Annotated in this window: 24 protein-coding genes and 2 pseudogenes; 11 read left to right on the top strand and 15 right to left on the bottom strand. The window is 70.9% G+C overall.

What is annotated here, in order from left to right; all coding sequences use genetic code 11:
* Positions 1-217: pseudogene (locus AB0E07_RS13110) on the bottom strand (hypothetical protein); the annotation flags it as partial.
* A 187-nt stretch (positions 218-404) separates the two neighbouring features.
* Between AB0E07_RS13110 and AB0E07_RS13105 the strand changes: the two are divergent.
* The 3 genes from AB0E07_RS13105 (at position 405) to hutH (ending at position 4,090) form a co-directional block, all read left to right on the top strand.
* Positions 405-1,208 carry an enoyl-CoA hydratase-related protein gene (locus tag AB0E07_RS13105; RefSeq protein WP_362249643.1) on the top strand — a complete coding sequence of 268 codons (804 nt, stop codon included), beginning with the start codon at positions 405-407 and terminating at the stop codon, positions 1,206-1,208.
* A gap of 114 nt (positions 1,209-1,322) precedes the next feature.
* Positions 1,323-2,471: a GGDEF domain-containing protein gene (locus tag AB0E07_RS13100; protein WP_362249640.1), complete on the top strand. Its 1,149-nt coding sequence runs from the start codon at positions 1,323-1,325 to the stop codon at positions 2,469-2,471.
* Between the two features lie 80 nt (positions 2,472-2,551).
* On the top strand, positions 2,552-4,090 hold the full coding sequence (hutH, locus tag AB0E07_RS13095) for a histidine ammonia-lyase (protein WP_362249687.1): 1,539 nt from the start codon (positions 2,552-2,554) through the stop codon (positions 4,088-4,090).
* Between the two features lie 53 nt (positions 4,091-4,143).
* Here the strand turns inward: hutH and AB0E07_RS13090 are convergent, their stop codons facing one another.
* The gene (locus AB0E07_RS13090) at positions 4,144-4,929 is read right to left on the bottom strand and encodes a hypothetical protein (RefSeq protein WP_362249637.1); all 786 of its coding nucleotides are present in this window, start codon (positions 4,927-4,929) and stop codon (positions 4,144-4,146) included.
* Between the two features lie 43 nt (positions 4,930-4,972).
* Positions 4,973-5,275 (bottom strand): LPXTG cell wall anchor domain-containing protein, encoded by a 303-nt coding sequence (locus AB0E07_RS13085; protein WP_362249634.1) that lies wholly within the window; start codon positions 5,273-5,275, stop codon positions 4,973-4,975.
* Between the two features lie 120 nt (positions 5,276-5,395).
* On the opposite strand from AB0E07_RS13085, the gene AB0E07_RS13080 reads away from it, so the two are divergent.
* The gene (locus AB0E07_RS13080; RefSeq protein WP_362249631.1) at positions 5,396-5,740 is read left to right on the top strand and encodes a hypothetical protein; all 345 of its coding nucleotides are present in this window, start codon (positions 5,396-5,398) and stop codon (positions 5,738-5,740) included.
* A 207-nt stretch (positions 5,741-5,947) separates the two neighbouring features.
* Positions 5,948-7,210, top strand: a complete 1,263-nt coding sequence (locus tag AB0E07_RS13075; RefSeq protein ID WP_362249629.1) for an Ig-like domain-containing protein — start codon at positions 5,948-5,950, stop codon at positions 7,208-7,210.
* Positions 7,211-7,293: 83 nt separating this feature from the next.
* Here the strand turns inward: AB0E07_RS13075 and AB0E07_RS13070 are convergent, their stop codons facing one another.
* The 3 genes from AB0E07_RS13070 to AB0E07_RS13060 all read right to left on the bottom strand — a co-directional run bounded on the left by AB0E07_RS13070 (position 7,294) and on the right by AB0E07_RS13060 (position 12,993).
* On the bottom strand, positions 7,294-10,614 hold the full coding sequence (locus AB0E07_RS13070; RefSeq protein WP_362249684.1) for a S8 family peptidase: 3,321 nt from the start codon (positions 10,612-10,614) through the stop codon (positions 7,294-7,296).
* 163 nt (positions 10,615-10,777) lie between these two features.
* Entirely contained in the window at positions 10,778-11,470 is a 693-nt protein-coding gene (locus tag AB0E07_RS13065) for an ABC transporter ATP-binding protein (RefSeq protein WP_362249626.1), read from the bottom strand.
* A 44-nt stretch (positions 11,471-11,514) separates the two neighbouring features.
* Complete coding sequence (locus tag AB0E07_RS13060) at positions 11,515-12,993, bottom strand: ABC transporter permease (protein ID WP_362249623.1); 1,479 nt, start codon at positions 12,991-12,993, stop codon at positions 11,515-11,517.
* A 194-nt stretch (positions 12,994-13,187) separates the two neighbouring features.
* Here AB0E07_RS13060 and AB0E07_RS13055 point away from each other — a divergent pair, with 194 nt between their 5' ends.
* Entirely contained in the window at positions 13,188-13,958 is a 771-nt protein-coding gene (locus tag AB0E07_RS13055; RefSeq protein WP_362249620.1) for an antibiotic biosynthesis monooxygenase, read from the top strand.
* A 3-nt stretch (positions 13,959-13,961) separates the two neighbouring features.
* Here AB0E07_RS13055 and AB0E07_RS13050 read toward each other — a convergent pair whose 3' ends face one another.
* Positions 13,962-14,861, bottom strand: a complete 900-nt coding sequence (locus tag AB0E07_RS13050) for a helix-turn-helix transcriptional regulator (RefSeq protein WP_362249617.1) — start codon at positions 14,859-14,861, stop codon at positions 13,962-13,964.
* A 168-nt stretch (positions 14,862-15,029) separates the two neighbouring features.
* Between AB0E07_RS13050 and AB0E07_RS13045 the strand changes: the two genes are divergently transcribed.
* A complete protein-coding gene (locus AB0E07_RS13045) occupies positions 15,030-16,073 on the top strand; it encodes an NAD(P)-dependent alcohol dehydrogenase (RefSeq protein WP_362249614.1) in 1,044 nt (347 codons plus the stop codon).
* Positions 16,074-16,149: 76 nt separating this feature from the next.
* Here AB0E07_RS13045 and AB0E07_RS13040 read toward each other — a convergent pair whose 3' ends face one another.
* The 4 genes from AB0E07_RS13040 to AB0E07_RS13025 all read right to left on the bottom strand — a co-directional run bounded on the left by AB0E07_RS13040 (position 16,150) and on the right by AB0E07_RS13025 (position 18,844).
* Positions 16,150-16,770, bottom strand: a complete 621-nt coding sequence (locus AB0E07_RS13040) for a hypothetical protein (protein ID WP_362249611.1) — start codon at positions 16,768-16,770, stop codon at positions 16,150-16,152.
* 16 nt (positions 16,771-16,786) lie between these two features.
* Positions 16,787-17,878, bottom strand: a complete 1,092-nt coding sequence (locus AB0E07_RS13035) for a serine hydrolase domain-containing protein (protein ID WP_362249608.1) — start codon at positions 17,876-17,878, stop codon at positions 16,787-16,789.
* A gap of 132 nt (positions 17,879-18,010) precedes the next feature.
* Positions 18,011-18,154: a hypothetical protein gene (locus tag AB0E07_RS13030; protein ID WP_362249604.1), complete on the bottom strand. Its 144-nt coding sequence runs from the start codon at positions 18,152-18,154 to the stop codon at positions 18,011-18,013.
* 231 nt (positions 18,155-18,385) lie between these two features.
* Positions 18,386-18,844 carry a DUF4291 domain-containing protein gene (locus tag AB0E07_RS13025; RefSeq protein WP_362249601.1) on the bottom strand — a complete coding sequence of 153 codons (459 nt, stop codon included), beginning with the start codon at positions 18,842-18,844 and terminating at the stop codon, positions 18,386-18,388.
* A 261-nt stretch (positions 18,845-19,105) separates the two neighbouring features.
* Here AB0E07_RS13025 and AB0E07_RS13020 point away from each other — a divergent pair, with 261 nt between their 5' ends.
* Positions 19,106-21,163, top strand: coding sequence for a restriction endonuclease (locus tag AB0E07_RS13020; protein ID WP_362249598.1), 2,058 nt, complete (start codon positions 19,106-19,108; stop codon positions 21,161-21,163).
* 206 nt (positions 21,164-21,369) lie between these two features.
* The gene (locus AB0E07_RS13015; protein WP_362249595.1) at positions 21,370-21,963 is read left to right on the top strand and encodes a DUF4291 domain-containing protein; all 594 of its coding nucleotides are present in this window, start codon (positions 21,370-21,372) and stop codon (positions 21,961-21,963) included.
* Between the two features lie 137 nt (positions 21,964-22,100).
* Here the strand turns inward: AB0E07_RS13015 and AB0E07_RS13010 are convergent.
* A pseudogene (locus AB0E07_RS13010) lies at positions 22,101-22,247 on the bottom strand (DUF4291 family protein); the annotation flags it as partial.
* A gap of 168 nt (positions 22,248-22,415) precedes the next feature.
* On the opposite strand from AB0E07_RS13010, the gene msrA reads away from it, so the two are divergent.
* On the top strand, positions 22,416-22,928 hold the full coding sequence (gene msrA / locus AB0E07_RS13005) for a peptide-methionine (S)-S-oxide reductase MsrA (protein ID WP_362249592.1): 513 nt from the start codon (positions 22,416-22,418) through the stop codon (positions 22,926-22,928).
* Positions 22,929-22,984: 56 nt separating this feature from the next.
* On the opposite strand, the gene AB0E07_RS13000 is transcribed toward msrA, so the two are convergent.
* Entirely contained in the window at positions 22,985-24,103 is a 1,119-nt protein-coding gene (locus tag AB0E07_RS13000; protein ID WP_362249589.1) for a hypothetical protein, read from the bottom strand.
* Positions 24,104-24,235: 132 nt separating this feature from the next.
* Here AB0E07_RS13000 and AB0E07_RS12995 point away from each other — a divergent pair, with 132 nt between their 5' ends.
* The gene (locus AB0E07_RS12995; protein WP_362249586.1) at positions 24,236-25,390 is read left to right on the top strand and encodes a cystathionine gamma-synthase; all 1,155 of its coding nucleotides are present in this window, start codon (positions 24,236-24,238) and stop codon (positions 25,388-25,390) included.
* 107 nt (positions 25,391-25,497) lie between these two features.
* Here AB0E07_RS12995 and AB0E07_RS12990 read toward each other — a convergent pair whose 3' ends face one another.
* Positions 25,498-25,746, bottom strand: coding sequence for a hypothetical protein (locus tag AB0E07_RS12990; RefSeq protein WP_362249583.1), 249 nt, complete (start codon positions 25,744-25,746; stop codon positions 25,498-25,500).
* Entirely contained in the window at positions 25,743-26,246 is a 504-nt protein-coding gene (locus AB0E07_RS12985) for a sigma factor-like helix-turn-helix DNA-binding protein (protein WP_362249580.1), read from the bottom strand. Before AB0E07_RS12985 ends, AB0E07_RS12990 begins: the two co-directional genes overlap by 4 nt.
* Positions 26,247-26,276: the final 30 nt, after the last annotated feature.

The raw sequence follows: 26,276 nt of genomic DNA, 5'->3' as shown, positions 1-26,276 counted from the left end.
CCCGGGGCTCCGCCTCCGGCGCGGCGAGGCCGCCCGGCCCCGATGCGGGGGGCAGCCGTACGAGGGTCAGGGCGCCGGCCGCCAGGGCGAGGCCGCCCGCGGCGAGCAGGACCTTGCGGGGGCGGGGCCTGCGGTGCCGGCCGCGCGGGCCGAAGAGCCGGGGCACGGCCGTGGCCGAGGTGTCGTCCGTGGTCACCGACTCCGGTGCTGTCGTCACCGCCATCACGATCCTCCCGATGCGCTCGCGCCCCCGGTGCGCCGTGGCGGAGGCACGCTATGCGCTCCCGCGGGCCCGGGGAGGAGGGTTGCCGGGCATGTCACCCGAACGGGGTGCCTTCCGCCGGGGCGGCCGGGCTGCGATGATCGGGACGGCTGTTGTTAACCCGCGTTAACCGGAGGGTGTCATGAGCGAGGAGCGGTTCGGGGAGTTCGTGCTGGTACGGCGGCACGGGGACGGCGGGCATGTCGCGGAACTCGCCCTGGACCGGCCCAAGGCCATGAACGCCGTCTCGACGGAGATGGCCCGCTCCGTCGGCGCGGCCTGCGCCGCCCTGGGGTCGGACCGGGACGTACGGGTCGTGGTGCTGACCTCGACGCACGAGCGGGCGTTCTGCGTCGGCGCGGACCTCAAGGAGCGGAACTCCTTCAGCGACGCCGACCTGGTGCGCCAGCGGCCGGTGGCGCGGGGCGCCTACACCGGGGTGCTGGAGCTGCCGGTGCCGACGATCGCGGCGGTGCACGGGTTCGCCCTGGGCGGCGGGTTCGAGCTGGCGCTGTCCTGCGATCTGATCGTGGCCGACGCCACGGCCGTGGTCGGCCTGCCCGAGGTGTCCGTGGGGGTGATCCCGGGCGGTGGCGGTACGCAGTTGCTGCCGCGCCGGGTCGGAGCGGCCCGCGCGGCGGAGCTGATCTTCACGGCGCGGCGGCTGGAGGCCCCGGAGGCGCGGGAGTTGGGTCTGGTGGACCAGTTGGTCGAGGCCGGGCGGGACCGCGCGGAGGCGCTGGCGCTGGCCGAGCGCATCGCGGCGAACTCGCCGGTGGGGCTGCGGGCGGCGAAGCGGGCCCTGCGGCTCGGGCACGGACTGGATCTGCGGGCCGGTCTGGAGGTCGAGGACGCGGCCTGGCGGTCGGTGGCCTTCTCGGGGGACCGGGCGGAGGGTGTGGCCGCCTTCAACGAGAAGCGCAAGCCCGCCTGGCCGGGGGAGTGACCCGGCCAGGCTCGTCCGGCCCGCCCCGTCCGGCCTGGCTCGTCCGGTCGGGAGTGACCACCTGTTCGCCGTATCAATGTCCCTATTTGTCGTGAACCTCCCTAGCCTGGGGTGATGGGAGAGGACGATCGGCTGGCGGCCGTTGTGGGGCTGGCGCAGGGGATGGCGGCGGCCCATGGTTCACGGGAGGCCTGGCGGGCCGCAGCGGGTGGGGCCTGCCGGGCGCTCGGCGGCAGCTTCGCCGCGCTGTCGGTGTGGGAGCGGGACCTGGGGCGGCTCCGGGTCCTGGTGAACGTGGGGGACCGGACCGCGGGCGAGGCGGAGTTCCCGGACGACGAGGCCTATCCCGTCCACCAGTTCCCGGAGATCACCGAGTTCCTGCACGAGCGGTGGGCCGGGGGCGGTGAGCCCGACGCCTGGGTGGAGACCGCCGAGGGGCCCGCGGCCGGCCGCCGCCCCGGGTACGTGCACCAGCGGGTCGCCGCACTGCGCCGGCGCGGCCGGGGCTGCTGCGTCGTCGCCCCGATCGTGCTGGGCGGCCGGGCCTGGGGGGAGCTGTACGTGGCCCGCCCGGCCGGCGCCCCCGTGTTCGAGCGCGCGGACGCCGACTTCGCCACCGTCTTGGCCGCCGTCGTGGCCGCCGGTATCGCCCAGGCCGAACGGCTGGAGGAGGTCCGGCGGCTGGCGTTCACCGACGCGCTCACCGGCCTCGCCAACCGGCGGGCCGTGGACGGGCGGCTGGACGAGGCCGTCGAACGGCACCGCCGGGACGGCGTGGTGGTCAGCCTCGTGGTGTGCGACCTCAACGGCCTCAAGCGCGTCAACGACACCCGAGGGCACGCGGTCGGCGACCGGCTGCTGGAGCGCTTCGGCTCCGTCCTCTCGCTGTGCGGCGCGATGCTCCCCGGCACCCTCGCCGCGCGCCTGGGCGGTGACGAGTTCTGTCTGCTGGCGGTCGGCCCGTCCGCCGACGAGGTGGTCCGCGCCGCCGACGAACTGTGCCGTCGGGCGGCCGAGTTGGAGCTGGGGGACGGCGTCGCCTGCGGGGTCGCCTCCACCGGCGACCCGATCGGCCCGGTCCGCTCCGCCCGCCGCCTGTTCCGGCTCGCCGACGCCGCCCAGTACCGGGCGAAGGCGGTACGCGCGGCCAAGCCGGTGGTCGCGGGCCGGGAGGGCCCCGACGACCCGGTCGTACAGCTCGCCGACGAGCCCTCCGGGGAGCCGTCGACCGCCGAGCGGCGCCGGTTCCGGGGGCGCCGCTGAGCGCGGAGATCGGTAAGGGGCAATCCCGGGCCCCACTGGTGACATCTTCGAATTCACTGCGTACGCTCCTGAATATGGATATGCACACTGTGGTGGTGGGGACGTCCGGGGTCACCGCGTCCGACGTTCTCGCCGTGGCGCGCGGCGGCGCCCGCGTCGAGCTGGGCCGGGATGCGGTGGCCGCCCTGGCCGCCGCCCGCGAGATCGTGGACGCGCTCGCGGCCAAGCCCGAACCCGTCTACGGCGTCTCCACCGGCTTCGGTGCCCTGGCGACCCGGCACATCAGCCAGGAGCTGCGCGCTCAGCTCCAGCGCAACATCGTCCGCTCGCACGCGGCCGGCATGGGACCGCGCGTCGAGCGCGAGGTCGTGCGCGCGCTGATGTTCCTGCGCCTGAAGACCGTCTGCTCGGGTCACACCGGCGTCCGCCCCGAGGTCGCGCAGACCATGGCCGACGTCCTGAACGCCGGCATCACCCCGGTCGTCCACGAGTACGGCTCCCTCGGCTGCTCCGGGGACCTGGCCCCGCTCTCCCACTGCGCCCTCGCGCTCATGGGCGAGGGGGACGCGGAGGGTCCCGACGGCACCGTGCGCCCGGCGGGCGAGCTGCTCGCCGCGCACGGCATCGCCCTTGTCGAGCTGCGCGAGAAGGAGGGCCTGGCGCTCCTCAACGGCACCGACGGCATGCTCGGCATGCTGGTCATGGCCCTCGCCGACCTGGAGACGCTGTACAAGTCGGCGGACGTCACCGCCGCCCTGTCCCTGGAGGCGCTCCTCGGCACCGACAAGGTGCTCGCCCCGGAGCTGCACGCCATCCGCCCCCACCCCGGCCAGGGCGCGTCCGCCGCCAACATGCTCGCCGTGCTGAAGGACTCCCAGCTCACCGGCCACCACATGGACGACGCCCCGCGGGTCCAGGACGCCTACTCCGTGCGCTGCGCCCCGCAGGTCGCGGGCGCCGGACGGGACACCATGGCGCACGCCCGCCTGGTGGCCGAGCGGGAACTCGCCTCGGCCGTGGACAACCCCGTCGTGCTCCCCGACGGGCGGGTGGAGTCCAACGGCAACTTCCACGGGGCCCCGGTCGCCTATGTCCTGGACTTCCTCGCCATCGCCGCCGCCGACCTCGCCTCCATCGCCGAGCGGCGCACCGACCGGCTCCTCGACAAGAACCGCAGCCACGGCCTGCCGCCGTTCCTCGCCGACGACGCGGGCGTCGACTCCGGCCTGATGATCGCCCAGTACACACAGGCCGCGCTGGTCAGCGAGATGAAGCGGCTGGCCGTACCGGCCTCGGCGGACTCCATCCCGTCCTCCGCGATGCAGGAGGACCACGTGTCCATGGGCTGGTCGGCCGCGCGCAAGCTGCGCACCGCGGTCGACAACCTCACCCGGGTCGTCGCGATCGAGCTGTACGCCGCCACCCGCGGCATCGAACTGCGTGAGGGCCTCGCCCCCGCACCGGCCTCCCGGGCCGTGATCGACGCCGTCCGCGAGGCCGGGGTCCAGGGTCCCGGACCGGACCGCTTCCTCGCGCCCGACCTCGCGGCCGCGGACGCCTTCGTACGGGACGGCCTGCTGGTCGCGGCCGCGGAGAGCGTCACCGGTCCGCTCCAGTAGGCGGACAGCGCGGAGCCCCGCCGTCCGGACGTGACGGCGGGGCTCCGCGGGACTTACTTGATCTTCTCCACCTGGGCGGTGACCAGCTCCGCCGAGGTCGCGGCGGGCTTCGTCGACTCCCCGGCCAGCGCGGCGAGGTTCATCGTGTAGAAGGTGGCGACGGTGTTGCCCTTGCGCACGACCTCGATGGTGAAGCCGGCCGCGCTCGCGCCGTCCATGGCCACTTCCTGGGTGTACGCCACGGACTCGTCGCCCGTACCGGAACCCTCGGCCGCGGAGACCTTGTTGACCTTCGTGGTCTCGCCGTCACCGGTGAAGCTGTAGCCGCCGGCGCAGGCCGAGACGCCGTCGGAGACGGCCTTCAGGGCCTTCTCGGCGCCGTCGCCCTCGTAGGACGACAGGCCCACGAACGTCGCGTTGACGTCGAAGGCGGCTTCGAGGTTCTCGGGGTCGGCCGTGGCGGCGCCCGACGGCACCTCGGAGACGCCGGTGGACGCCTGCGCGTCGGTGTCTCCCGGCGGCAGGGCGACCATGGACCAGAGCAGCGGCTCGCACTCGGCCTTGCTCACCTCGGCCTCGGACTTGGACTTCGGAAGATCGCTCGTGTCCTCGATCTTGAACTTCTTCGCGTCCAGGTCCCCCTGCACGAGCAGCAGCTTCTTCAGCTCCGCCGCGCTGAGCGCCTTCGCGGCCTCCGTGCCGGAGCCCTTCCCCGCGTCCCCCGCGTCCGAGGACTTGGAGCCGTCGGACTCCTCGCTGGAGCAGCCCGTGATGAGGGCGAGCGCAACCGCGCCCACGGCGACCGTGGCGCCTATGCGCGCCCTCGATGATCTCTTCATGGGGCGGACTATGAACGTTTGTTCAACGAATCGTCAAGTCGGTTCAGAAGCCGTGGCGTTCGCGGCGTATCGAATACACCACGAATCCGGCACCGAGCGCGAGTGAGACGGTTCCGCCCAGAACGTACGGGGTGGTGTCGAAGCTGCCGGTGTCGGCCAGCTGGACCTCGGAGGTGTCGGCGGAGGCGGCCCGCGCCTGCTGGGTCGCCTGCGTCGCGGGGGCCGTCGAGGGCGTCTGTCTGGCCGGCTCGTCCCCCGACGCCTTCGCGGACGGGACGAACCACAGGGCGCACAGGAGCGTCCCCGCGGCGGTGGCGGTCAGCAACGGTCGGCGAGCGGATGACACGGAATATCGATCCCCTTGTGGCGCTGGCGAATTGGCCGTGTGGGGCGATGCTAATGAAAGGGTCGGGTCGCGGGAAAGTCGTGGGAGCCTCAAGCCCGGCCGGGGACGTACGCTCCGAGCATGAGCGCAGAAGAGACATCACGGTTTGTCCGGCTTCGGGTGGAGCTCTTCCTGGAAGTGGACGACGCGGGAGCGGTGACCAAGGCCGCGCTGGAGCGGATCGCGGACGACCCCGGCATGCCGGCCGAGGAGCGGGCCCACGCCGAGGGCGCTGTGACGGAAGACACCGCCGAGGCCCTCGCCTATCTCGTCGACCCGTTCGACCTGGTCAGCGAGGTGCCCGGGGTCGACCTCGCCCAGGCGTCCTGGTCCAGCGAGCGGATCGACTACGACCCCGATTCGCCGGACTGGGACCTCGACGACGATGATGGCGACGAGGACGACGAAGAAGAGACGGTTGGCTGAGCACGCTTGGGGAAATCGTGACCCCGGACGGCAACCGCCGTCCGGGGTTTCGTCGTCTCAACGGGCGCACTGGCCGCACATCGGCACCACCCGCCCCGGCGGACGTGGTGTGCCCCACACATTCAAGGGATGTGGAACGGGACGAACCGGTCGTAGCGTTGAAGATTCTTAACGGGGACTCTCGGGGTTTTGGGGATTTCGGCAACGATGGAGAAGCGTGTGATGACGGTCGGTAAGCGGCGCAGGGGCCTGACGGTCGCGTCCGCCATGCTCGGCAGCGTGCTGTTGCTCTCGGCGTGCTCCGGTGGCAGTGAAGCCTCCGCGGGTGACGGTGACGCCACCGCGCAGGCCGAGGTGGACGAGGCGGCGGCCCAGAAGACCTCCGAGGCGCAGATCAAGATCACGCCGAAGGACGGCACCGACAACGCCTCCATCAACAACTCCGCCGCCGTCACCGTGAGCAAGGGCACGCTCACCAAGGTGACGATGACCACGGCCGAGGGTGCCGCCGTCGAGGGCGCGATATCCGCCGACAAGAAGACCTGGAAGCCGAACGGCCAGCTGGAGCGCTCCACCACCTACAAGATCGCGGTGGAGGCCGAGGACGCCGACGGCCGCGTCGCCCACGAGAACGCCTCGTTCAGCACCGTCTCCCCGGACAACAGCTTCCTCGGGTACTTCACCCCGGAGGACGGCTCCACGGTCGGCGTGGGCATGCCGGTGTCGCTCAACTTCGACAAGGCGATCAGCAACAAGGCGGAGGTCCAGAAGGGCGTCACCGTCACCTCCAGCAGCGGCCAGGAAGTGGTCTGCCACTGGTTCAACGACACCCGCATGGACTGCCGGCCCGACGAGTACTGGCAGGAGGGCTCCACCGTCACGCTGAACCTGGCGCTCGACGGTGTCGAGGGCTCCGAGGGCGTCTACGGCGTCCAGCAGAAGACGGTCACCTTCAAGATCGGCCGCAACCAGGTCTCCTACGTCGACGCGAAGACCAAGCAGATGAAGGTCACGCAGGACGGCGAGGTCGTCAAGACCATCCCGATCTCCGCCGGCTCGCCCGAGAACAAGACGTACGAGGGCACCATGGTCATGTCGGAGATGTTCAAGGAGACGCGCATGAACGGCGCGACCGTGGGCTTCACCGACGACGACGGCAAGGGCGAGTACGACATCAAGGACGTCCCCCACGCCATCCGCCTGACCAACTCCGGCACCTTCATCCACGGCAACTACTGGGGTGCCGACTCGGTCTTCGGCAACGTCAACACCAGCCACGGCTGCGTCGGTCTGAACGACACCAAGGGCGCCAACGACAAGGGCACCGAGGGCTACTGGTTCTACACCAACTCGATGGTCGGTGACGTCGTGGTCGTCGCCAACACCGGCGACAAGCAGGTCTCCCCGGACAACGGCCTCAACGGCTGGAACCTGAGCTGGGCGGACTGGAAGGCGGGCTCGGCGGTCTGATCCGCCCCCCGTCCGACGGACAACGAGAAGCGGCCCCCGGGACCTGAGTCCCGGGGGCCGCTCCCTTCGCTACCGGTCGCGGGCTACTTGCCGTAGTAGGCGTTGTAGATCGAGACCGTGCTCTTGTTGCCCTTCTTGTCGGTGATCTTCGCGTGGAACGAGATCGCCTTGCCCTTCGCGGGGCTCTTGACCTTGATCTTGCCGCCGGTGACGGTGACCTTCTTCCAGGTCTGGCCGTAGTCGTAGGACACGTACACCGACAGCGACTTCAGGTTGGAGCCCTTGGCCGCGCCCTCCACGACGACCGGGACGGTCTTCGTGTGACCCGCCACGACCCGGCTGTCCAGGCCCGTGGTGGCAGCGAAACGGACGCTGGAGGCCGGCAGCTTGGCGAAGTCGGCCGACGGCTTCTTGGACTTGAAGGTCCAGCTGGCGTCGATCCGCGTGGAGGCGGCCGCCACCTTGACGCTCCGCTTCACCGAGGTCGTCAGCTTGTACTCGGCCTCGGCGGACGGGACCCTGAACGGCTCCCCGAACAGCGGGTCGGCGTTGGAGCCGATCTTCGTGCCGTTGCGGTACAGCTCCGTCTTCACCGAGGTGAACTCGGAGGAGCCGGCGTGCGCCTTGCCGTCCGCGAACAGCGGCACGATGCCGTACATGTCGTTGCCGTCGCGGTACAGGCCGAAGTCGGCGTTCAGGCGCGGGCCGAAGACGGCCGTGTTGAACGTCTTCGAGTAGGTCTGGCCGGCCTTGAAGGTCTGGTCCGCGCCGAGCGTGTAGTACGCCTCGCTGATCGGCCAGCCCTCCGCGTCGAGCCCGCCGATCTGCTCGAAGTCCACGCCCCACTTCACCCCGGAGGCGGTGGACAGGTGCAGGGTGCGGGTGCCGGGCAGGGTCTGGGGGATGCCCATGGAGGACGCGCTGCTGGAACCGGGCAGCCAGCCCACCGCGTTGACGGCGCCCTTCTTGCCGCCGGACGAGGCGCCCATGGCGACCTTCACCGTGGCGAACTCGCTCGCCTTGTAGTGCTTGGTGTAACCGGTGGCGAGCTGCTGCACCGTGCTGCCGGCGACCGTGTTGTACTCGGCGGCCGGTCCGCTGCTCCAGTGGCCGTCCCACTGCTGGCTCAGCGAGCCGTCGGTGATCTTCGGCCCGAGCCCCTTGGTGCGGAAGTTGTCGTAGCTGTCCAGGAACCAGCTGAAGCCGAAGCCGGAGTCCCCGACCGTCACGTCGTAGCCCGGAGAGGCGAACTCGGACTTGGCGGCCGCGTCCGGGACGGTGATGTCCACCGGCTTGGCGGTACGGGCGTCCAGCGTGACCGTCGTGTTCTTGCTGATGGTCAGCTTCGGCTGCGCCAGCCAGTCCAGGCCCTTGGTGCTGTCCTCGGGGTCCACGGAGATGCTGGAGTCCAGGACGTACTGGCCCTTGGGGACGCGCACCGTGGCGGTGCCGTCGGCGTCGTAGGGGAAGTAGAACCGGTGCTTGCCCAGGCCGGCGACGCCCGCCAGGAAGGCGCTCCACTCCTTGGCCGGGGTGCCGTCACGGTTGACGGCCTTCAGGGTGAGGTCGTACGACTCCACCTCGCGATCCACCGCCGCGGCCGTGCGGACGGTCTGGCCGCCGCCCGTCGCCGTCACGTACGCCGAGTAGGCGCCGTCCAGCGTGCCGCCCAGCTTGGTGTTGACGGTCGCGTCCACCGTGGCCCTGCCGCCCGCCGGGACGGTCACCGTGGTGGTGCCCAGCCGGAAGAAGCCCGCCGGGGCCGGCCGGCCCTTGGGGTCGGTGGCGGTCGAGGTCAGCTTCAGGGTGACGTCCTCGGTGCCGAGGTTGCGGTACGTCAGCTCCTTGGTGACCGGGGTGTCGTCGGTGTGCGGCCACTGCTGCACGCCGAAGCTCAGCGACACCGGGTCGGCGATCAGGGTCTGCTTGATCGCCTTGTCCACCTGGATGCGGCCCGAACCCTGCTCGAACGGCGTGTACTTGCCGCCCTTCGTGGACGCCGTCAGCGCCCCCTTCAGCTCGGCGTACGTCCACTCCGGGTGCTGCTGCTTCAGGATCGCGGCGGCACCGGCCACATGCGGCGTCGCCATCGACGTACCCGAGATGGTCAGATAGCCGGCCGGCTTCTCGCCGACCTCCTGCTCGATCAGGCTGCCCTTGGCGGAGGCGGCCGTGATGTCCACGCCCGGCGCGGTCACGTCCGGCTTGATGGCGCCGTCCCCGAGCCGCGGGCCCGTGGAGGAGAAGTCGGCCAGCGCGTCCTTGTCGTCGACGGCGCCGACGGTGAGCGCGGCGTCCGCGCTGCCCGGCGAACCGACCGACTCCGGGCCGGAGTTGCCCGCCGCGATGGCGAACAGGATGCCCTTCTCCGCGGACAGCTTGTTGACCGCCGCCTCCAGCGGGTCCACCTCGGGGGTGTCCATGCCGCCGAGGCTGAGGTTGACGACCTGGGCGCCCTGCTCGGCCGCCCACTCCATGCCGGCGAGGATGCCGGAGTCGTCACCGGAGCCGGTGTCGTCCAGGACCTTGCCGTTGAGGACCTGGGCGCCGGGCGCCACGCCCTTGAACTTGCCGCCGGACTTGGCGCCGGTGCCCGCCGCGATGGACGCGACGTGCGTGCCGTGGCCGACCTTGTCCTCGGCGGTCGCCGCCGGGGTGAAGTTCTTCGAGGCGATCACCTGGTCCTTGAGGTCCGGGTGGTTCACATCGACACCGGTGTCCAGCACCGCGATCTTGACGCCCTTGCCGTCGTACCCCGCCGACCACGCCTTCGGGGCGCCGATCTGGGCCACGGACGTGTCGAGCGTGGCCTTGCGGGTGCCGTCGAGCCAGATGTGCGCGATGCCCGAGGCGGTCCGGTCGCCGTTGGTGACGGCATCCCACAGCTCGGGAGTCTCCGCGTACGGCGTCTGCACCGCGTCCGCGTTCAGGGACTTCAGGGTGCGCCGCAGGTCACCGGCGTCACGGACGTCGGCCTTGGCGCCGGCCGCGGCGCCCTGGTAACCGACGATCACCTTCAGGCCCTTGGCCTGCGACTTCCGGGTGGCCGACTTGTTCAGCTCGGTGACGTCGAAGAGCCGCTGGTCGAGCTTGCCGGCGGCGATCAGCCGGGCCGCGTCGGCGGGTATGACGAGGGTGTGCCCCTCGATCTTCCGGATCTGGACGGGTATGTGCTGCCGCCCCTCCGCCCGCTCCAGGGCGACGACCCGGCCCTTGGCGTCCACGCCGACCCGGTCCCCCGTGATCAGGGTGATGCGGTGGTGGGAGCCGAGTCGATCCGCGGAACCCGCCCGCTGAGCCTGCCCCTGCCCCTGCCCCTGCTTCGCCGACGCCGGGCTGGTCATGCCGGCGGCGAGGGCGACGGCGGCCGCTGTGGCGACAGTGGCCGCGCATGCCTTTTTCACTTGTCTGCGCAAGTTTCCCCCTTGCTGAAGTGCCGGGTGAATTTCCCCTTTCACCCGGCCGGGGGCAGTCCTGCGCACACGTACGCGCACCCCCCGGAATACGCAAGTATGCCGGGGGGTGATCAGTTACCTCAATAGACGGGCGACGGACAGAATCGGCCTGTTACGAGGCGGCGTTGTGGGAGTTCTCCTTCACGGAGATTTTCCCCTTGCGGATGGTCGCGACGCGGGGGGCCTTCTTCGCGATCGACGAATCGTGCGTGACCATGATGAAGGTGAGCCCCAACTCCTTCCACATCCGCTGGAGCACGTCCATGATCTCGTCGCGCATCGACTCGTCGAGATTGCCGGTGGGTTCGTCGGCCAGCAGTACCTTGGGCTCCTTGACCAGGGCGCGGGCGATCGCGACGCGCTGCTGCTGACCGCCGGACATCTCCGAGGGCAGGTGCGAGAGGCGCTCGCCGAGACCGACGGACTTCAGCGCCTCGGCGGCCCGTTCCCGCCGTTCCCTCACCTTCACGCCGAGCGGAACGAGCGCCGTCTCGACGTTCTCCTGCGCGGTGAGCGTGGGGATCAGATTGAAACTCTGGAAGACGAATCCGATGTTCTCGCTGCGCACGCCGGTCAGCCGGCCCTCGGAGAGTTTGGCCAGATCCGTGCCATCCAGAACCACCTCTCCCGACGTCGGACGGTCGAGTCCGCCGAGCATCTGGAGAAGAGTGGACTTTCCGCCGCCGGTGGGCCCCTGGATGACGAGCCGGTCCCCGTCGGGGATGGTGAGGTCGACCCCGTCGAGGGCGCGCACGGTTTCCTTGCCCCGGCTGTAGACCTTGGTGACATTTCTGAGTTCGTACATGAGGTGGCTCCTGGTGGATTCGGGGTGGGGTGGTGGCGCGGCCGCTACTCGACCCGGCGCAGCGCGTCCGCCGGACGCAGCCGGGAGGCGCGCCAGCCGCCGAAGGCGCCGGCGATCAGACCGCCCGCCACCGCCAGGCCCACCGCGAGGGCGATCGTCGTGGCGCTCACCGGGGCGGTGAGGGCCACCTCCAGCGCGTTCGACGCCTGCTGGGCACCCGGGCCGCCGCCCATCCCGCCGCCGGGGCCACCGCCCATCCCGCCGCCGGGGCCGCCGCCGAAGCCGCCGCCCGACGCGATCTGGGCCTCCAGGGTCGGGCTGATCGCCGTCACCGTGTACGCGCCGGCCAGACCGACCGCGATACCGAGGACGCCGCCCACCAGTCCGTTGACGACCGCCTCACCGATGACCTGCCGGGTCACCCGGCCCGACTTCCAGCCGAGCGCCTTCAGCGTGCCGAACTCCCGCACCCGGCGCGACACCGCCGAGGAGGTGAGCAGGCCCGCCACCAGGAACGCCGCCACCAGCACCGCGACGGACAGCCACTTGCCGACGCTGGTGGCCAGGTCGGACGCCGTCGACAGCGAACCCGACACGGTGTCCGCCAGGTCCGCCGAAGTCGTCACCGTCGTACCCGAGATGTTCTTCTGGATCTCCGACTTCACGGCGTCGATCCGCTGCGAGTCCGTCGCCTTGACGTAGATCGTGGTGACCTTGTTCTTCGAGTCACTGAGGGTCTGCGCCTGCTTCAGCGGGATGTAGAGGTTGGCCGACGCGTCGCCGCTCTCCGGCGTGGCGATGCCGATGACCTCGAACTCGGTGCCCTTGACGGTGACCTCGGAGCCGACCTTCAGCTCCTTCTCCTTGGCGTAGGAGGCGTCGGCGACGACCACCTTCGCGTTGGTCTCCGAGGTCTTGAACGTACGACCACTGGTGATCTTCGAGGAGGTCAGCGGGCCCAGCGCGGGCTCGGTGACATCGGTGCCGTAGACCGAGTAGTTGTTGACGTCGAACGTGGCGCCGCCGCCCTCGACCCGGCCCTCGGGCATCTGCGTCCCGCCGCCGGGACCGCCCTGCTGCCGGCCGCCGTCGCCGTCCTGCTGGAACTCGCCCCGGCGGAACTCGCCGCTGACCTTGATGACTTGCAGGCTCAGCCCGCCGACCGCGTCCGACACACCGCTCTGCCCGCCGACCTTCTCCACGGTCGAGCTCGCCAGCGTCTGGAAGCCCTGGACCATGACCCGGTCGCTGCTCTGCTCCTCGTCGGAGTCCTCGTCCTGCGCGTCGAACTCGAAGCGCGGCCGCTCCTGCTGACTCCCCTCGGCGGGCGCCGCCTTCGTGACGGTCATGTCGGTGCCGAGCCCGTACAGCGACTCCAGGACCTTGTCCTGGGCCTTGCCCATGCCCGAGGACACGGAGTTGACCACGATGACCAGCGCGATGCCCAGCGCGAGCCCGGAGGCGACGACGAGGGCCGCCTTTCTGCGGCGGCGCAGCTCGCGCCTCAGGTAGGTGAAGAACATGCGCCGCAAGCTAGGGACAGCTTGTGATGAAGGGATAAGGCCGAAATAAGAGAAGGATGAGAAGGCTGTCCGCGACCCAGGAACCAGCCCGCACGGGACTGTCAGCGCGGCTTCCGTTTTCGCCCAGCGCTGACACGGTCCCGTGCCCCGCCGGAGGGGCAGCTTCCGTCCTTTTGCCGTGCTTGTGTGGGCCCATGACGGCTCACACGGTGGAATACGTCCGGTACCGCGTCCCCGAGCAGCAGTCGGCGGAGTTCCTCGCCGCCTACACCCGCGCCGCCGCCTCGCTCGCGGCCGCCCCCCAATGCGTCGACTACGAACTGACCCGCTGCGAGGAGGACCCCGAGCACTTCGTCCTGCGGATCACCTGGACCTCGACCGAGGACCACGTCGAGGGCTTCCGCACCTCGGACCTCTTCCCCGGCTTCCTGGCCGAGATCCGCCCGTACATCGGCAACATCGAGGAGATGCGCCACTACCGGCCGACCGAGGTGCGCGGCACCGGATCGGCGGTGCCTACGCTCTACGCCTGGGCGGGCGGCGCCCCCGCCCTCTCCCGGCTGACCACGGCCTTCTACGACCGGGTCCGCAAGGACGACCTGTTGGCCCCGCTGTTCGAGGGCCTCGACCCGGACCACGCGGAACACGTCGCCCTCTGGCTCGGCGAGGTCTTCGGCGGGCCGCCCGCCTACTCCGGCACCCAGGGCGGCCACGACCACATGGTCGCCAAGCACCGGGGCCTGGCCATCACCGAGGCCCAGCGCCGCCGTTGGGTCAACCTCGTCCAGGATGCGGCCGACGAGGCGGGCCTGCCGACGGACGCGGAGTTCCGCTCGGCCTTCCTCGCCTACGTCGAATGGGGCACCCGGCTCGCCGTGTACTTCTCCGGGCCCGACGCGCAGGCCCCGGCACCGCAGCCGGTGCCGAAGTGGACCTGGGGAGCCGCCCCGCCGTACCAGGGCTGAGGCTCAGGGTGCGGACGGTGCCGCGGACCCGGCCCGGGTGGCGTCCGCACCCCAGCTCGCCAGCAGCCGCAGCGCCTCCGCCGAGGGCGACCCGGGCTCCGGGTGGTACGTCACCAGATGCTGCTCCGAGCCGTCCGTCAGCGCGAACGTCTCGAAGTTCAGGGTGAGTTCGCCGACCAGCGGATGCCGCAGCCGCTTGATGCCGTAACTCTTCTCCTTGACGTCGTGGGTGGCCCACAGGCGCCTGAACTCGTCGCTCTTCAGCGACAGTTCACCGACCAGGGAGGAGAGCCTCGGGTCGTCGGGGTGGCAGCCGGCGTCCATCCGGAGATAGCTGACGATGTCGTACGCCTTCTGGTCCCACTCGACGAACAGCTCCCGGTACTCCGGCTTCAGGAACACCAGACGCGCCCAGTTCCGCTCCGCCGCCGGCAGCTCGGCCCAGTCGCCGAAGACGGCCGCCGCCATCGGGTTCCAGGCGACGATGTCCGAGCGCCGCCCGCTGATGTACGCGGGGACACTGTCGATCGACTCCAGCAGCTGCCGCAGCCCGCCCCGCACCTGCTCCGGACGGCCCACCGACTTCTTCTTGTGCTGCTTCGGCTTCGCCAGATGTGTCAGATGCGCGTGCTCGGCGTCGCTCAGCCGCAGCGCCCGCGCGATGGAGTCCAGCACCTCCGCCGACACGTTCCGCCCGTTGCCCTGCTCCAGACGCGTGTAGTACGCCACCGACACCCCGGCCAGCTGCGCCAGCTCCTCGCGCCGCAGCCCCGGCACCCGGCGGTGCCGTCCGAAGTCGGGCAGCCCCACGTCCTCCGGCTTCAGCCGGGCGCGCCGGGTGCGCAGGAACTCGCTCAGCTCGGCGCGCCGGTCCAGGGGGGAGGGTGCGGACTGCTCGTTCATACGTCCAGTATTCCCGGTCGTACGCACACGAGCCTGACCCCGCCAGTGGTAGGCACAGCGGACGTACGCAAAGCCGTGGCCTGGGTGGATGCCCAGCACGGGGGCAGGCTGGAGTCCGTGCCCGGGCGGAAGGCGGCCGGGCACGCGACCCCTAGGAGAACCACTCCCATGACCACTGTCGCCGCGTACGCCGCTCCCTCTGCCAAGGCCCCGCTGGAGCGCACCACCATCGAGCGCCGTGCCGTCGGTGAGTTCGATGTGCTGATCGACATCAAGTTCGCCGGCATCTGCCACTCGGACATCCACCAGGCCCGCGAGGGCTGGGGCGAGGCCATCTTCCCGATGGTGCCCGGCCACGAGATCGCGGGCGTGGTCGCCGAGGTCGGTTCCGGCGTCACCCGGTTCGCCGTCGGTGACCGGGTGGGCGTCGGCTGCATGGTCGACTCCTGCCGCGAGTGCGACAACTGCCGCGCCGGCCTGGAGCAGTACTGCACGGGCGGCGGTATGACCGGCACGTACAACGCCCTCGACAGGAACGGGGAGCCCACCTACGGCGGGTACTCCCAGCAGATCGTCGTCGACGAGAACTACACCGTCCGCATCCCCGACGGCCTCGCCCTCGACGTGGCCGCGCCGCTGCTGTGCGCGGGCATCACCCTGTACTCCCCGCTGAAGCACTGGGGCGCGGGCCCCGGCAAGAAGGTCGCGATCCTCGGCATGGGCGGCCTCGGCCACATGGGCGTCAGGATCGCGCACGCGCTCGGCGCCGAGGTGACCGTGCTGTCCCAGTCCCTGCGCAAGAAGGAGGACGGGCTGAAGCTGGGCGCGGACCACTACCACGCCACCAGCGACCCGAAGACCTTCGAGGAACTGGCCGGCACCTTCGACGTGATCGTCTCCACCGTCTCGGCCCCGCTGGACTTCGGCTCGTACCTGTCCCTGCTGAAGACCGACGGCGCCCTGGTGAACGTGGGCGCCCCCGAGGAGCCGATCTCCCTCAACCTGTTCTCCCTGATCGGCGCCCGCAGGACCCTCGCCGGGTCCGCCATCGGCGGCATCGCCGAGACCCAGGAGATGCTCGACTTCTGCGCCGCGCACGGCTTCGGCGCCGAGATCGAACTGATCGCCGCGAGCGAGATCAACGAGGCGTACGAGCGGGTGCTGGCCAGCGATGTGCGGTACCGGTTCGTGATCGACACGGCGACGATCTGATCTGACGGTCCGGGGCGTATCCGGGACGTATCCGGGGCGTATCCGGGGCGTGGGACGGCCCTGCCACCCGGTCACCTCACCGGGCGGTGGGGCCGTCCCCGTCGCGCGTCCACAGGGTCAGGTCGCTGCTGGTCGCCACGGCCAGTGTCCGGCCGGTGGGGGAGAAGCCCGCGGTCCGGAAGGTCGACCAGGTGGAGTGGAAGACGTGCCACCAGCCCTCCTCGTGCGGCGTGGAGTAGAACCGCCCGCCGTGCTCCAGCAGCACCCGCTCCTCCGGCCACTCCGGGGTCTCGACGGCGAGCGTCCAGCCGTCCCCCGTGCCCAGATGGAGCCCGCCCCCGTACACCCCGGCGATGTGCACCCGGGTGCCGGCGACGGGCCCCAGCCCCGGGCAGGTGAGGTCGGCGGCCGCGTCGGGCGTGCCGTCCTCGACGTCCGGGTCGCGGTCGCGGGCGATCCGCTCGCCGGTCACGGCGTCGAAGAGACCGTGGCCGTCGTGCGACACGACCATCACCAGGTCCCGCCCGCTCTCGGGGTGCACGGCGAAACCGATCCCGAGCAGGCCGCCGACAGCGGCACAGGGCGGGTGACCGTTCGCCGTGTACGCGCCGAACACCGGCCGCCACGGCTCCGGGGCGGGCACCACCGGAGCCGCGAGTAGCCGGTCGCGCAGGCCCCGCTGATACGAGCTGATCACTTCCGCATCGCCCCGATCACTTCCGCATCGCCCCGATCCCGTCCTGGGCGGACATCACGATCTCCAGTCCTCTGGTGTCCTCGGCCGGTTCGCGCATCTGGTTGGTCATGTACGCCACCACGGACCGGGTCTCCGGCTCGATCATCACCAGCGAGCCGCCCCAGCCGCCCCACCCGTACGTACTGCCGAACATCCCGTACCCCAGACCCCAGCGCGTGGGCATGCCCAGCACCCGGTTCTCGCCGCTGAACTGCTCCTCCCACGCCCGCGCGCAGCCGTCCGGCGACAGCAGCCGCACCCCGCCCACGGTCCCGCCGCAGGCCATCGCCGACTGCACCAGGGCGACCGAGCGGGCGTTGCCGAACCCGCTCGCGGCCGGGATCTCGGCCCGGCGCCAGGCCGGCCCGTTGCCGTCCCGGACCCGGAGCCGCGTCGCCGGGCCCGGCCCGCTCGCGTACTCCTCGTCCCGGTCCGGCGGCGGAACGGTGAGCGCGACCCGGGAATCGTGCTCGGCCGGCAGCCCGATGTGGAAGTCGGCGCCGAGGGGCCCGGCGACCTCCTCTGCGAAGAACGTGCCCAGGGGGCGGCCGGTGACGCGCCGGACCAGCTCACCCACCAGGAACCCCTGGGTCAGCGAGTGGTACCCGGCGGCGGTACCGGGTTCCCAGAGCGGTTCCTGCGCCGCGAGCCGTGCCGTGACGGCCGCCCGGTCGTACAGCTCCTCGGTGGCGAGCGGCGGATCCCAGTCCGGCAGCCCCGCGGTGTGCGCCAGCACGTGCCGCACCAGCACCCGCTCCTTGCCGCCGGCCGCGAACTCGGGCCAGTAACGGGCGACGGGCGCGTCCACGTCGAGAACCCCGCGGTCGGCTAGGACCAGCGCGCACAGCGAGGTCATCGTCTTGGTGACGGAGTAGACGTTGACGAGGGTGTCCCGCCGCCAGGGCGCGGTCCGCCCCGCGTCGGCGTACCCGCCCCAGACGTTCACCACGGGCACGCCGTCCACGAGGACCGCCACCGAGCCGCCGGCGTCACCGGCGTCCAGGAGGTCCGCCAGCGCCCGCGGCACGGCGGCGAAGAGATCGTCGAAGGCGCCATGGATATCGGCCATACACCCATCAAGCCCGCCCCTTCCGAACACCCGCAACCCAATTCCCCGCCCCCTCGACCGCGCGCCGTGTTCACCGCCGCCTGGATCTCCAGGAACCGCTGGGACAAGGCTCCAACCAACCGGGCCCGCGGTTCAGAGACCATCGGGATGCGCGGAGAGCCATCCTGCGTGGCGTTCCCGCAGCGCGTCGCGCTCCGCGGGCGTGGCGAGGACGACGTCCGCGCCGCCGTCGTAGGGGTGATGGATGCGCTCCAGCTCCGTGTCGGTGACGAACACCTCGGCGAGCGCCCCGTCCGCGACCGCCCGCAGCAGCGCGTCGACACAGCCCCGGCGCCACGGACGCCGGTCCGCGTGGAGACGGAAGTGGATGTCGAACTCGGGACCGTCCTCGTCCCACCGCGACTCGGTCCACCAGTGGACGCCCCGCGGGTGCAGTTCGGCCCGGGGCGAGGGGTGCCCGGCCGGGCCGGTGGGCGCCAGGGCGCGCCGAGGTCGGTGGGCGTGGGGTCATCCCCGCAGCTGGGCAAGGGTCTTCTCCGGGGCGGGGTACGGGTCCTCCCGGGGCAACAGCAGGGCTGCCGACTCCAGGTCCCCGCGTCCGACCAGGGCGTGCACCTCGTGGGCGAGCGGTGTCACGTCACGTATCGAGACGATCCACTCGTCCGCGTAGCGGCGCACCGCCTCACCGCACAGCCCCAGTTGCAACGACCGGTACGGCAGCGGCCGCAGCCGCAGATCCCGTTCGGGATCCCACTGCACCCGCGCGGGTGCCCGCCGCAACTGCCGCTGCCAGCCCGGCCAGTTGGCGTGCAGCCCCGGCACATAGCTGGACAGACAGGCGTTCCCGAGCGCCCACTCGAACCCCGCCCGATCGATCACGACCGCGAGCACGGTCTCCTGCGCGGCCTTCAGGGCCCAGCCACAGCGGTACATCATCCACAGGAAGCTGGGCTTGACCCAGGCCAAGCCGAGTTCACAGACCTTTCAGGTTGCGGTGCACACCGCGAGATCGATGCTGGCTCATGCGACCGTTCGAGCCCTGCGGCCCGGCACGGTCCTGGTTACCCTCCAGTCACGTTGACCTGCGGGGATGCGCCCACCGTGCTTCCTTTGAAGAGTGGATGTGCGAGACCGCGATTGCTGGCTAGAGTCGTCTCGTTACAGCTGGTTGTGGGGACAACCATGGTGCCTTTCGGCTGCCAACGTCCTGGGGAGGGCCTGCAGCATATGAGTCGTCGCTCTGGATTTGTCGGTGTCTGGGCCGATATGCAACGGCAACAACAGCGCCAGATGGAAGCCGAAGCCAGACGGCGGAGACAGCAAGAACAACAGGCGCGGGCCTATCAGCGGCGAGCTGCCCAGAGCCACCGCGAGTTCCGGCAGGCAGAGGCTCTGCGGCGAACAGAGGAGCTGGACGCGCAGGTTGCATCCCTGCAAGGTCTTCTTGCCTCGGGTTGCCAGGCGCCGGTCTTCAGGGCCGCCTCCCTCATGCGATCTGAGGAGGTGCAGCCCTTTGCTCCCGGACCGTTGGCACAGCCGGTACCCATGCCGGATTTCAGTAACTACCAGACCCAGAGCGGTTGGACCGCAGGTCGCCGGGCCCAGGCTCAGGCCGAAGCACGAGCGCGCTTTGAGCGGGACTGGCAGGCCGCCCAAGCCGCGGAGGCCCAGCGACAGCAACAGTTGGCCACGTACCAGCGGGAGTACCAGCAGTGGGTCGATACTCAGCTGTCTGATGTACGGCGGCACAACGCGGGCGTCGTCGCGACAACCGAAGGGGTGAGGAGCCGGGATCCCGATGCCGTGATCGAGTACTTCTCCGCGGCTCTCTACGCCTCGACGGCATGGCCGGAAGGCTTCCCCCGTCAGGTGGCAGCAGCCTACGACCCACACGCCCGGCAACTGGTCCTGGACTGGGAGTTGCCCGCCTACAGCGTTGTGCCGGAGGTCAAGGCCGTCCGGTACATGTCCGGTGTCGACCAGGACAAGGAAACTCCGCGACCAGTGAGCCAGCGCCGTGCTCTGTACACGGAGGTCCTGGCCCAGTGCATGCTGCTTGTTCTCCATGAGCTGTTCGCCGCGGATGAGCTGGGTGCGCTGGAGTCGGTGACCTTGAACGGGTTCGTCGACGGGCACGACCCGACGACCGGCCGGCCGGGCCAGATATTCCTCGCAACCGTCATGGCCGCGCGCTCCTCGTTCCTCGACCTGCACCTGGCGCAAGTGGACGCAGGCAGTTGCCTGGCTGACGCACTCCGCGGACAGCTCTCGGCCCGACCGGATCAGCTCACACCGGTACGCCCGAGCAGGCGGCCTCAGGATGTCGGGAACCGTGTTGTCTCCCACGGCGGCGACGAGGAACCGGACCTCTTGGCCATGGACCCGATCGCCTTCGAGAATCTTGTGGCCGATCTCTTCCGGGCCATGGGGATGCAGGCGGTGACGACCCAACGTTCCAACGATGGTGGCGTGGACGTCGACGCACTGGATCCGGCACCGATCCGAGGCGGCAAGATAGTCGTCCAGGTGAAGCGCTACCGCAACACGGTGCCCCCCACCGCTGTGCGTGACTTGTACGGAACCGTGCAGGACGCCGGCGCCAACAAGGGTGTCCTCGTGACGACGTCAGGGTTCGGCCCCGGCTCACACACTTTCGCCAACGGCAAGCCGCTCGAACTCATCTCGGGCGCCGAACTCGTGGACCTGTTGCATCGTCATGGCCTGCGTGGGCGGCTCGGTGACGGCGGCCGGCAAGTCCCGGCAGAGCCGACGCCCTCAGCGCCGGACACTCGGCTGCCAGACGACTACAACGTCTTGGGCATGTCGTGGACCGGAAGCGTCGCCCTGGACGTGTGCGCTCTCGTCTGCCGTGGCAACCGGGTCCTCAGCGACAGTCACTTCGTCTTCTTCAACAACCCTCAGACGCCGGACGGCTCAGTTCGTGCCCTCCCCGCCACCGCACCCGACAAGGCCGCGATCTGTGTCTCCTTCGACGGGTTGCCCGATGAAGCCGACCGGTTCGTGCTCGTCGCAGCCATCGACCCGGAGGTCAACCCGGACGCCGACCTCTCTGGTTTCACGGACGCGTTCATCCGCCTCCTCGACCCGGAGCTGGCGGAGATGGGACGGCTTGAGGTATCCGACGGCCGGTCGCAGGAAACCGCCTTGGTGCTCGGCTCCTTCCGCCGAAGGGCGAACGGAGACTGGGACTTCGTGCTCGGCGGCAAGGGCTACACGGGCGGCCTGGGGGAACTCGTTCAGGATTTCGGTATCGAGGTGGAGTAGCTCCACCTGGTTCCTGATCTGCTGCTTTGGATGAGGGCGGTGAACGCGGCCTGGTGAACCACGTCAAGCCGCTTGGATTCAGGAGTCTGAGGACAAGAGGCGGCACCGACAACCCCGCACGGTGCCGCGCCCGACGGGCACCGTCGCAACGCGCGACGATCGAAAATCGGTGGCCCCCTGACCTGGCCGCCTCCACGCTGTACGCCATGGAAGAACCGCACCAAAGGATCCGCGCGCTTCACACGGCATCCACGATCACCGTCTACCAGGCTTACCGCCCTGAAATCGGACGGCCCGCCATCCGTGACGGGCGTTTTCCCGCCGCGTGGAAGCCTGACCGCATGACGTGGATCAAGCCCAGCTTCCTGTGGATGATGTACCGCTGTGGCTGGGGTGCCAAGGAGGGACAGGAGACCGTCCTCGCGGTCGAGATCACTCGCGACGGCTTCGACTGGGCGCTGCGCCACGCGTGTCTCTCGCACTACGTCCGCGGCCTGCACCCCGATCGCGCCGCCTGGCAGCGTGACCTCAAGCGCTCACCGGCCCGTGTCCAGTGGGATCCCGAACGCGATCTGCACCTGCGTCCCCTGCCGCACCGCTCGCTGCAACTGGGACTGTCGGGCGAGGCATCGTCGCGTTACGCGAACGAGTGGATCGTGTCCATCCGCGACGTGACCCCGCTCGCCCACGAGATCCACGCACGCGTCAGCAGCGGCGAACTGGACGCAGCGACCCGATTGCTCCCCGAGGAACACAGCTACCCCACCGGCGACGAACAGCTGGCCCACCTGCGTTCCTGACCGGCGGTCCGGACACCGCGGCTGGCTTCACTCACCCGCCACAGGGACGCTGGCCGTCCCACCTGCGAGGAGCAGCGCTCCGACAGAGCTCACAGTCGCGCCGACGGCATGGAAGAGGTCTGCGAACGCGGCTTGGTGATCCAGGTCATGCGGTCGCGCTTCCAGGTGGGCGGGAACCGGTTCTCCCGGGCCGCGGGCAGGCCGATCTCCGGGGAGTAGGCCTGGTAGACGGTGATCGTGGCATCCGTGTGGGCCGCGCGGATCACGCGGTGCGGTACGTCCATGGGTACAGCGTGGGGGCGGCCCCGTCCCGCGGGCCAGCCGATTTCGGTGGCGGGGCGGGCTCGGCGGGTGCGGAATGGGGCGGGGGTCCGGTGTGTTGAGGGGAGCGGGCAGGGAGCGCCGGAGGCGGCCCGCCCTCATCGAGCCGACAGACAGGGAAAGGGGTCGTGATGGCCGCGCAGACGCAGAGGGCCGTGCTGGCGGGCGGATGCTTCTGGGGGATGGAGGAACTGATCCGCCACCTCCCGGGAGTGACGGCCACCCGGGTCGGCTACACCGGCGGCGACGTGCCGAACGCGACGTACCGCAACCACGGCACGCACGCGGAGGCCATCGAGATCCTCTACGACCCGGAGCAGACCGACTACCGCGCCCTGCTGGAGTTCTTCTTCCAGATCCACGACCCGAGCACCAGGAACCGCCAGGGCAATGACATCGGCCTCAGCTACCGCTCGGCGATCTACTACGTCGACGACGAGCAGAAGCGGATCGCCGAGGACACCATCGCCGACGTGGACGCCTCCGGCATCTGGCCGGGCAAGGTCGTCACCGAGGTGGAGCCGGTCGGCCCCTTCTGGGAGGCCGAGCCCGAGCACCAGGACTACCTCCAGCGGTACCCCGACGGGTACACCTGCCACTTCCCGCGGCCGGGCTGGAAGCTTCCCGCCCGCGCGGAGGGCTGACGCGGGCGGGGCGCGGCCACGGCCACGCCCCGGGCGTGCCGGATCAGTGCGCCGGATCAGTGCGGCAGCGTCGCCGGGCTGCCGCCGTTCGCCTCGTAACCGGCGACCGCCAGCGCGCGGTACACGGCGAACTCCGCAGCCGGGTCCGGGGAGAGCGTCCAGGGCAGGGCGCCCACATGACCGTCGATGTGGATCAGCTCGTTCATGGCCTCCGCCCAGCGCTCCGCCCGGACCAGGAAGAACACCAGCAGATGGCGGACGTGCGCCAGCATCGGGTCGTCCGCGCGCGCCGAGTGCACCGCGTGCAGCGCGCCGTGCATCGCCTTGCTGACGACCTCGCTCTGGTAGAACCCGCTGACCAGGTTGACCTCGGGCAGGTGCTCGAACACCGCGAACAGCGGCATCGCGGCCAGCAGCGAACCCTGCGGGGCGCGTGCCGCGGCGGCCTCGGCGAAGCCGTACGCCTGCTCCCGCGAGCCGTGCCACTTCGCGCACCAGTAGTGCAGCGCGGCCAGGTGGGCGCCCATGTGGTTCGGGGCGCGGTCAAGGATCTTCAGCCAGACCTGCTCGAACTCCGGCTGCTTGTAGGCCAGCCCGCGGGCCACGGACAGCTCCACGATGTACGGGATCGGATCGCCCGGAGCCAGCAGCGCCGCCTCACCGAGCGCCGCCCGCGCCTCCTCCATGATGATCCGGAACTCGTCCGTCCCCGGTGTGGCCGTGCGCCACGCCTGCTGCACCAGGAACTCCGCGTGCACCGCGGCACCGCCCGCGTCCTTGGGCTGCTCGGTGCGCCACACCCGCAGCCACTGCCCGCCGGGGTTCTCACTCACCCCGCCGGGCCGCTGCGCCAGCTCCAGCGAGGCGGCTCCGGCGAAGGCCTGCACCCGCTGCCAGCGCCGCTCGCCCTCGCTCTCGGTGCCCGCGAGCAGCTGCGCCGCCGCGCGGTAGTCCTGGGTGCGCTGCACCAGGTCCAGCACGTCCAGCAGGTCCTGGTCGGGGCCCGGCATTCGGACGTCCAGCTCCTCCTGCCGCACGAAGCCGTAGTTCGCGGGGTCCGCCGCGTCCGGGTGGCCGGGCGGCACCTGCTCGATCATGCCCCGCCGGCGCCGCATGAACGGCACGGCCACGAAGCCGATCATGAGAAGCGCCACCAGGACCCAGAGAATCTCCATGACACAAGCGTTCCAGACGGCGGTGACAATTGGCCAACCCGGTCGCCGACCTGTGGACAACTTCTCCCGGCCGACGCGGAGCCGCCGCCTCGGTCCGTCATCGGAGCCGTCGGCGCACTACGCTCGTGACCCATGAGCGACAGGCACATCAGTCAGCACTTCGAGACGCTCGCCATCCACGCGGGCAACACGGCGGACCCCCTCACCGGCGCGGTCGTACCGCCGATCTATCAGGTCTCGACCTACAAGCAGGACGGCGTGGGCGGCCTGCGCGGCGGCTACGAGTACAGCCGCAGCGCCAACCCCACCAGGACCGCCCTGGAGGAGAACCTCGCGGCCCTGGAGGGCGGCCGGCGCGGACTCGCGTTCGCGTCCGGACTGGCCGCCGAGGACTGCCTGTTGCGTACGCTGCTCAGCCCCGGCGACCACGTGGTGATCCCGAACGACGCGTACGGCGGCACGTTCCGGCTCTTCGCCAAGGTCGTCGCCCGCTGGGGCGTGGAGTGGTCGGTGGCCGACACCAGCGACCCCTCCGCCGTGCGCGCGGCCCTCACCCCGAAGACCAAGGCCGTGTGGGTGGAGACCCCCTCCAACCCGCTGCTCGGCATCACCGACATCGCCGCGGTCGCGCAGATCGCCCGGGACGCGGGCGCGCGGCTCGTCGTCGACAACACCTTCGCCACGCCCTACCTCCAGCAGCCGCTGTCGCTCGGCGCCGATGTCGTCGTGCACTCCCTGACCAAGTACATGGGCGGCCACTCCGACGTCGTCGGCGGCGCCCTGATCGTGGGCGACGAGGGTCTCGGCGAGGAGCTGGCCTACCACCAGAACGCCATGGGCGCGGTCGCCGGACCGTTCGACTCCTGGCTGGTGCTGCGCGGCACGAAGACGCTGTCGGTGCGCATGGACCGGCACAGCGAGAACGCCACCAAGGTCGCCGACATGCTCTCCCGGCACGCGCGCGTGACCAAGGTGCTCTACCCGGGCCTGCCCGAGCACCCCGGTCATGAGGTGGCCGCCAAGCAGATGCGCGCCTTCGGCGGCATGGTCTCCTTCCAGGTCGAGGGCGGCGAGGAGGCGGCCGTCGAGGTCTGCAACCGCGCCAAGGTGTTCACGCTCGGTGAGTCCCTCGGCGGTGTCGAGTCGCTGATCGAGCACCCGGGCCGCATGACGCACGCGTCGGCCGCGGGCTCCGCCCTGGAGGTCCCGGCCGACCTGGTCCGCCTCTCCGTGGGCATCGAGAACGTGGAGGACCTCCTGGAGGACCTCCAGCAGGCCCTCGGCTAGGTCGTCCGAAGGCCCCGGCGGATCTCCCGTGGGCCTGGTCGGTCACCGGCGGGCCTGGTCGGTCACCGGCGGGCCCGCTGGTCGGCCGACCAGCGGGCCCCGGCCGGTCACCAGTCCGTGAGCGGTGGAGTCGTCTCCGACGGCGGCTCCACCCACGGCTGGACGCTCAGCGCCCACACCGCGAACACCACCACCGCCACGAACGCCAGCGTCCACAGCAGCCGGCGTGCGGCCCGACGCCGGCGCAGCAGCCGGCCACCCCGCCGGACGGCCTCCGCGTGCAGGTCGGGCGGTACGACGGGCGCGGTGCGCTCCATGATCCGCCGTGCCGCGGCCTCCCGTTCGCTCCGGTTCACGACGCCGCCGCCCTCGCCCGGACGACCGCGGGCGCAGGTCCGCGCGGCGGATGCAGCACGGTCGCCGTCGCCCGGTCGCAGATCGTGCGCACGCGCTCCAGGGGCAGGCCCAGCAGCGCCGCCGTCTGCTCCTCGGCGACCCCCTCGAACAGCCGGAGGACCAGGATCAGCCGCTCCTGGGGGCCGAGCGCGGCCAGCGCGCTGTCGGCGTGCGGGCGGGCCCGGCCGGGACCGCCGTACTGATGCCACGCGCCGCGCGCGAAGCGGGTGGCCAGATACTGCCGGGCGTGGTCGTAGGGGTCCTCCCCGCGCAGCCGGTCCCAGGCGGCGTACGTATGGGCCAGGGCGAGCGCCAGCAGCCGCCGCGCGCGCGGGTTGTCGGCCGGTGACTCCGCCGTGAACAGCGTGGCGGTGTGCAGCAGCCGGCCCGCCGCACCCGCGACGAACGCCTCGAACTCCCGGGCCCGGCGGGCGTCCTGGGACGCATGCCGTTCTCGCATCGCGCCTCCCGCCTGGGACTGCCCCCTCAG

The organism is Streptomyces sp. NPDC048002 (assembly GCF_040653275.1).
In the GTDB taxonomy this organism is placed as follows: Bacteria; Actinomycetota; Actinomycetes; order Streptomycetales; family Streptomycetaceae; genus Streptomyces.
The sequence above is the reverse complement of the archived record's forward strand: the minus strand, read 5'-3'. Positions and strand labels throughout refer to the sequence as shown.

Excerpts from the sequence above, each read along its gene's own strand:
- AB0E07_RS13105 (WP_362249643.1), top strand. The coding sequence starts at position 405 with ATGAGCGAGGAGCGGTTCGGGGAGTTCGTGCTGGTACGGCGGCACGGG.
- AB0E07_RS13100 (WP_362249640.1), top strand. The coding sequence starts at position 1,323 with ATGGGAGAGGACGATCGGCTGGCGGCCGTTGTGGGGCTGGCGCAGGGG.
- hutH (WP_362249687.1), top strand. The coding sequence starts at position 2,552 with ATGCACACTGTGGTGGTGGGGACGTCCGGGGTCACCGCGTCCGACGTT.
- AB0E07_RS13090 (WP_362249637.1), bottom strand. The coding sequence starts at position 4,929 with ATGAAGAGATCATCGAGGGCGCGCATAGGCGCCACGGTCGCCGTGGGC.
- AB0E07_RS13080 (WP_362249631.1), top strand. The coding sequence starts at position 5,396 with ATGAGCGCAGAAGAGACATCACGGTTTGTCCGGCTTCGGGTGGAGCTC.
- AB0E07_RS13075 (WP_362249629.1), top strand. The coding sequence starts at position 5,948 with ATGGAGAAGCGTGTGATGACGGTCGGTAAGCGGCGCAGGGGCCTGACG.
- AB0E07_RS13065 (WP_362249626.1), bottom strand. The coding sequence starts at position 11,470 with ATGTACGAACTCAGAAATGTCACCAAGGTCTACAGCCGGGGCAAGGAA.
- AB0E07_RS13060 (WP_362249623.1), bottom strand. The coding sequence starts at position 12,993 with ATGTTCTTCACCTACCTGAGGCGCGAGCTGCGCCGCCGCAGAAAGGCG.
- AB0E07_RS13055 (WP_362249620.1), top strand. The coding sequence starts at position 13,188 with ATGACGGCTCACACGGTGGAATACGTCCGGTACCGCGTCCCCGAGCAG.
- AB0E07_RS13050 (WP_362249617.1), bottom strand. The coding sequence starts at position 14,861 with ATGAACGAGCAGTCCGCACCCTCCCCCCTGGACCGGCGCGCCGAGCTG.
- AB0E07_RS13045 (WP_362249614.1), top strand. The coding sequence starts at position 15,030 with ATGACCACTGTCGCCGCGTACGCCGCTCCCTCTGCCAAGGCCCCGCTG.
- AB0E07_RS13035 (WP_362249608.1), bottom strand. The coding sequence starts at position 17,878 with ATGGCCGATATCCATGGCGCCTTCGACGATCTCTTCGCCGCCGTGCCG.
- AB0E07_RS13020 (WP_362249598.1), top strand. The coding sequence starts at position 19,106 with ATGAGTCGTCGCTCTGGATTTGTCGGTGTCTGGGCCGATATGCAACGG.
- AB0E07_RS13015 (WP_362249595.1), top strand. The coding sequence starts at position 21,370 with ATGGAAGAACCGCACCAAAGGATCCGCGCGCTTCACACGGCATCCACG.
- msrA (WP_362249592.1), top strand. The coding sequence starts at position 22,416 with ATGGCCGCGCAGACGCAGAGGGCCGTGCTGGCGGGCGGATGCTTCTGG.
- AB0E07_RS13000 (WP_362249589.1), bottom strand. The coding sequence starts at position 24,103 with ATGGAGATTCTCTGGGTCCTGGTGGCGCTTCTCATGATCGGCTTCGTG.
- AB0E07_RS12995 (WP_362249586.1), top strand. The coding sequence starts at position 24,236 with ATGAGCGACAGGCACATCAGTCAGCACTTCGAGACGCTCGCCATCCAC.
- AB0E07_RS12985 (WP_362249580.1), bottom strand. The coding sequence starts at position 26,246 with ATGCGAGAACGGCATGCGTCCCAGGACGCCCGCCGGGCCCGGGAGTTC.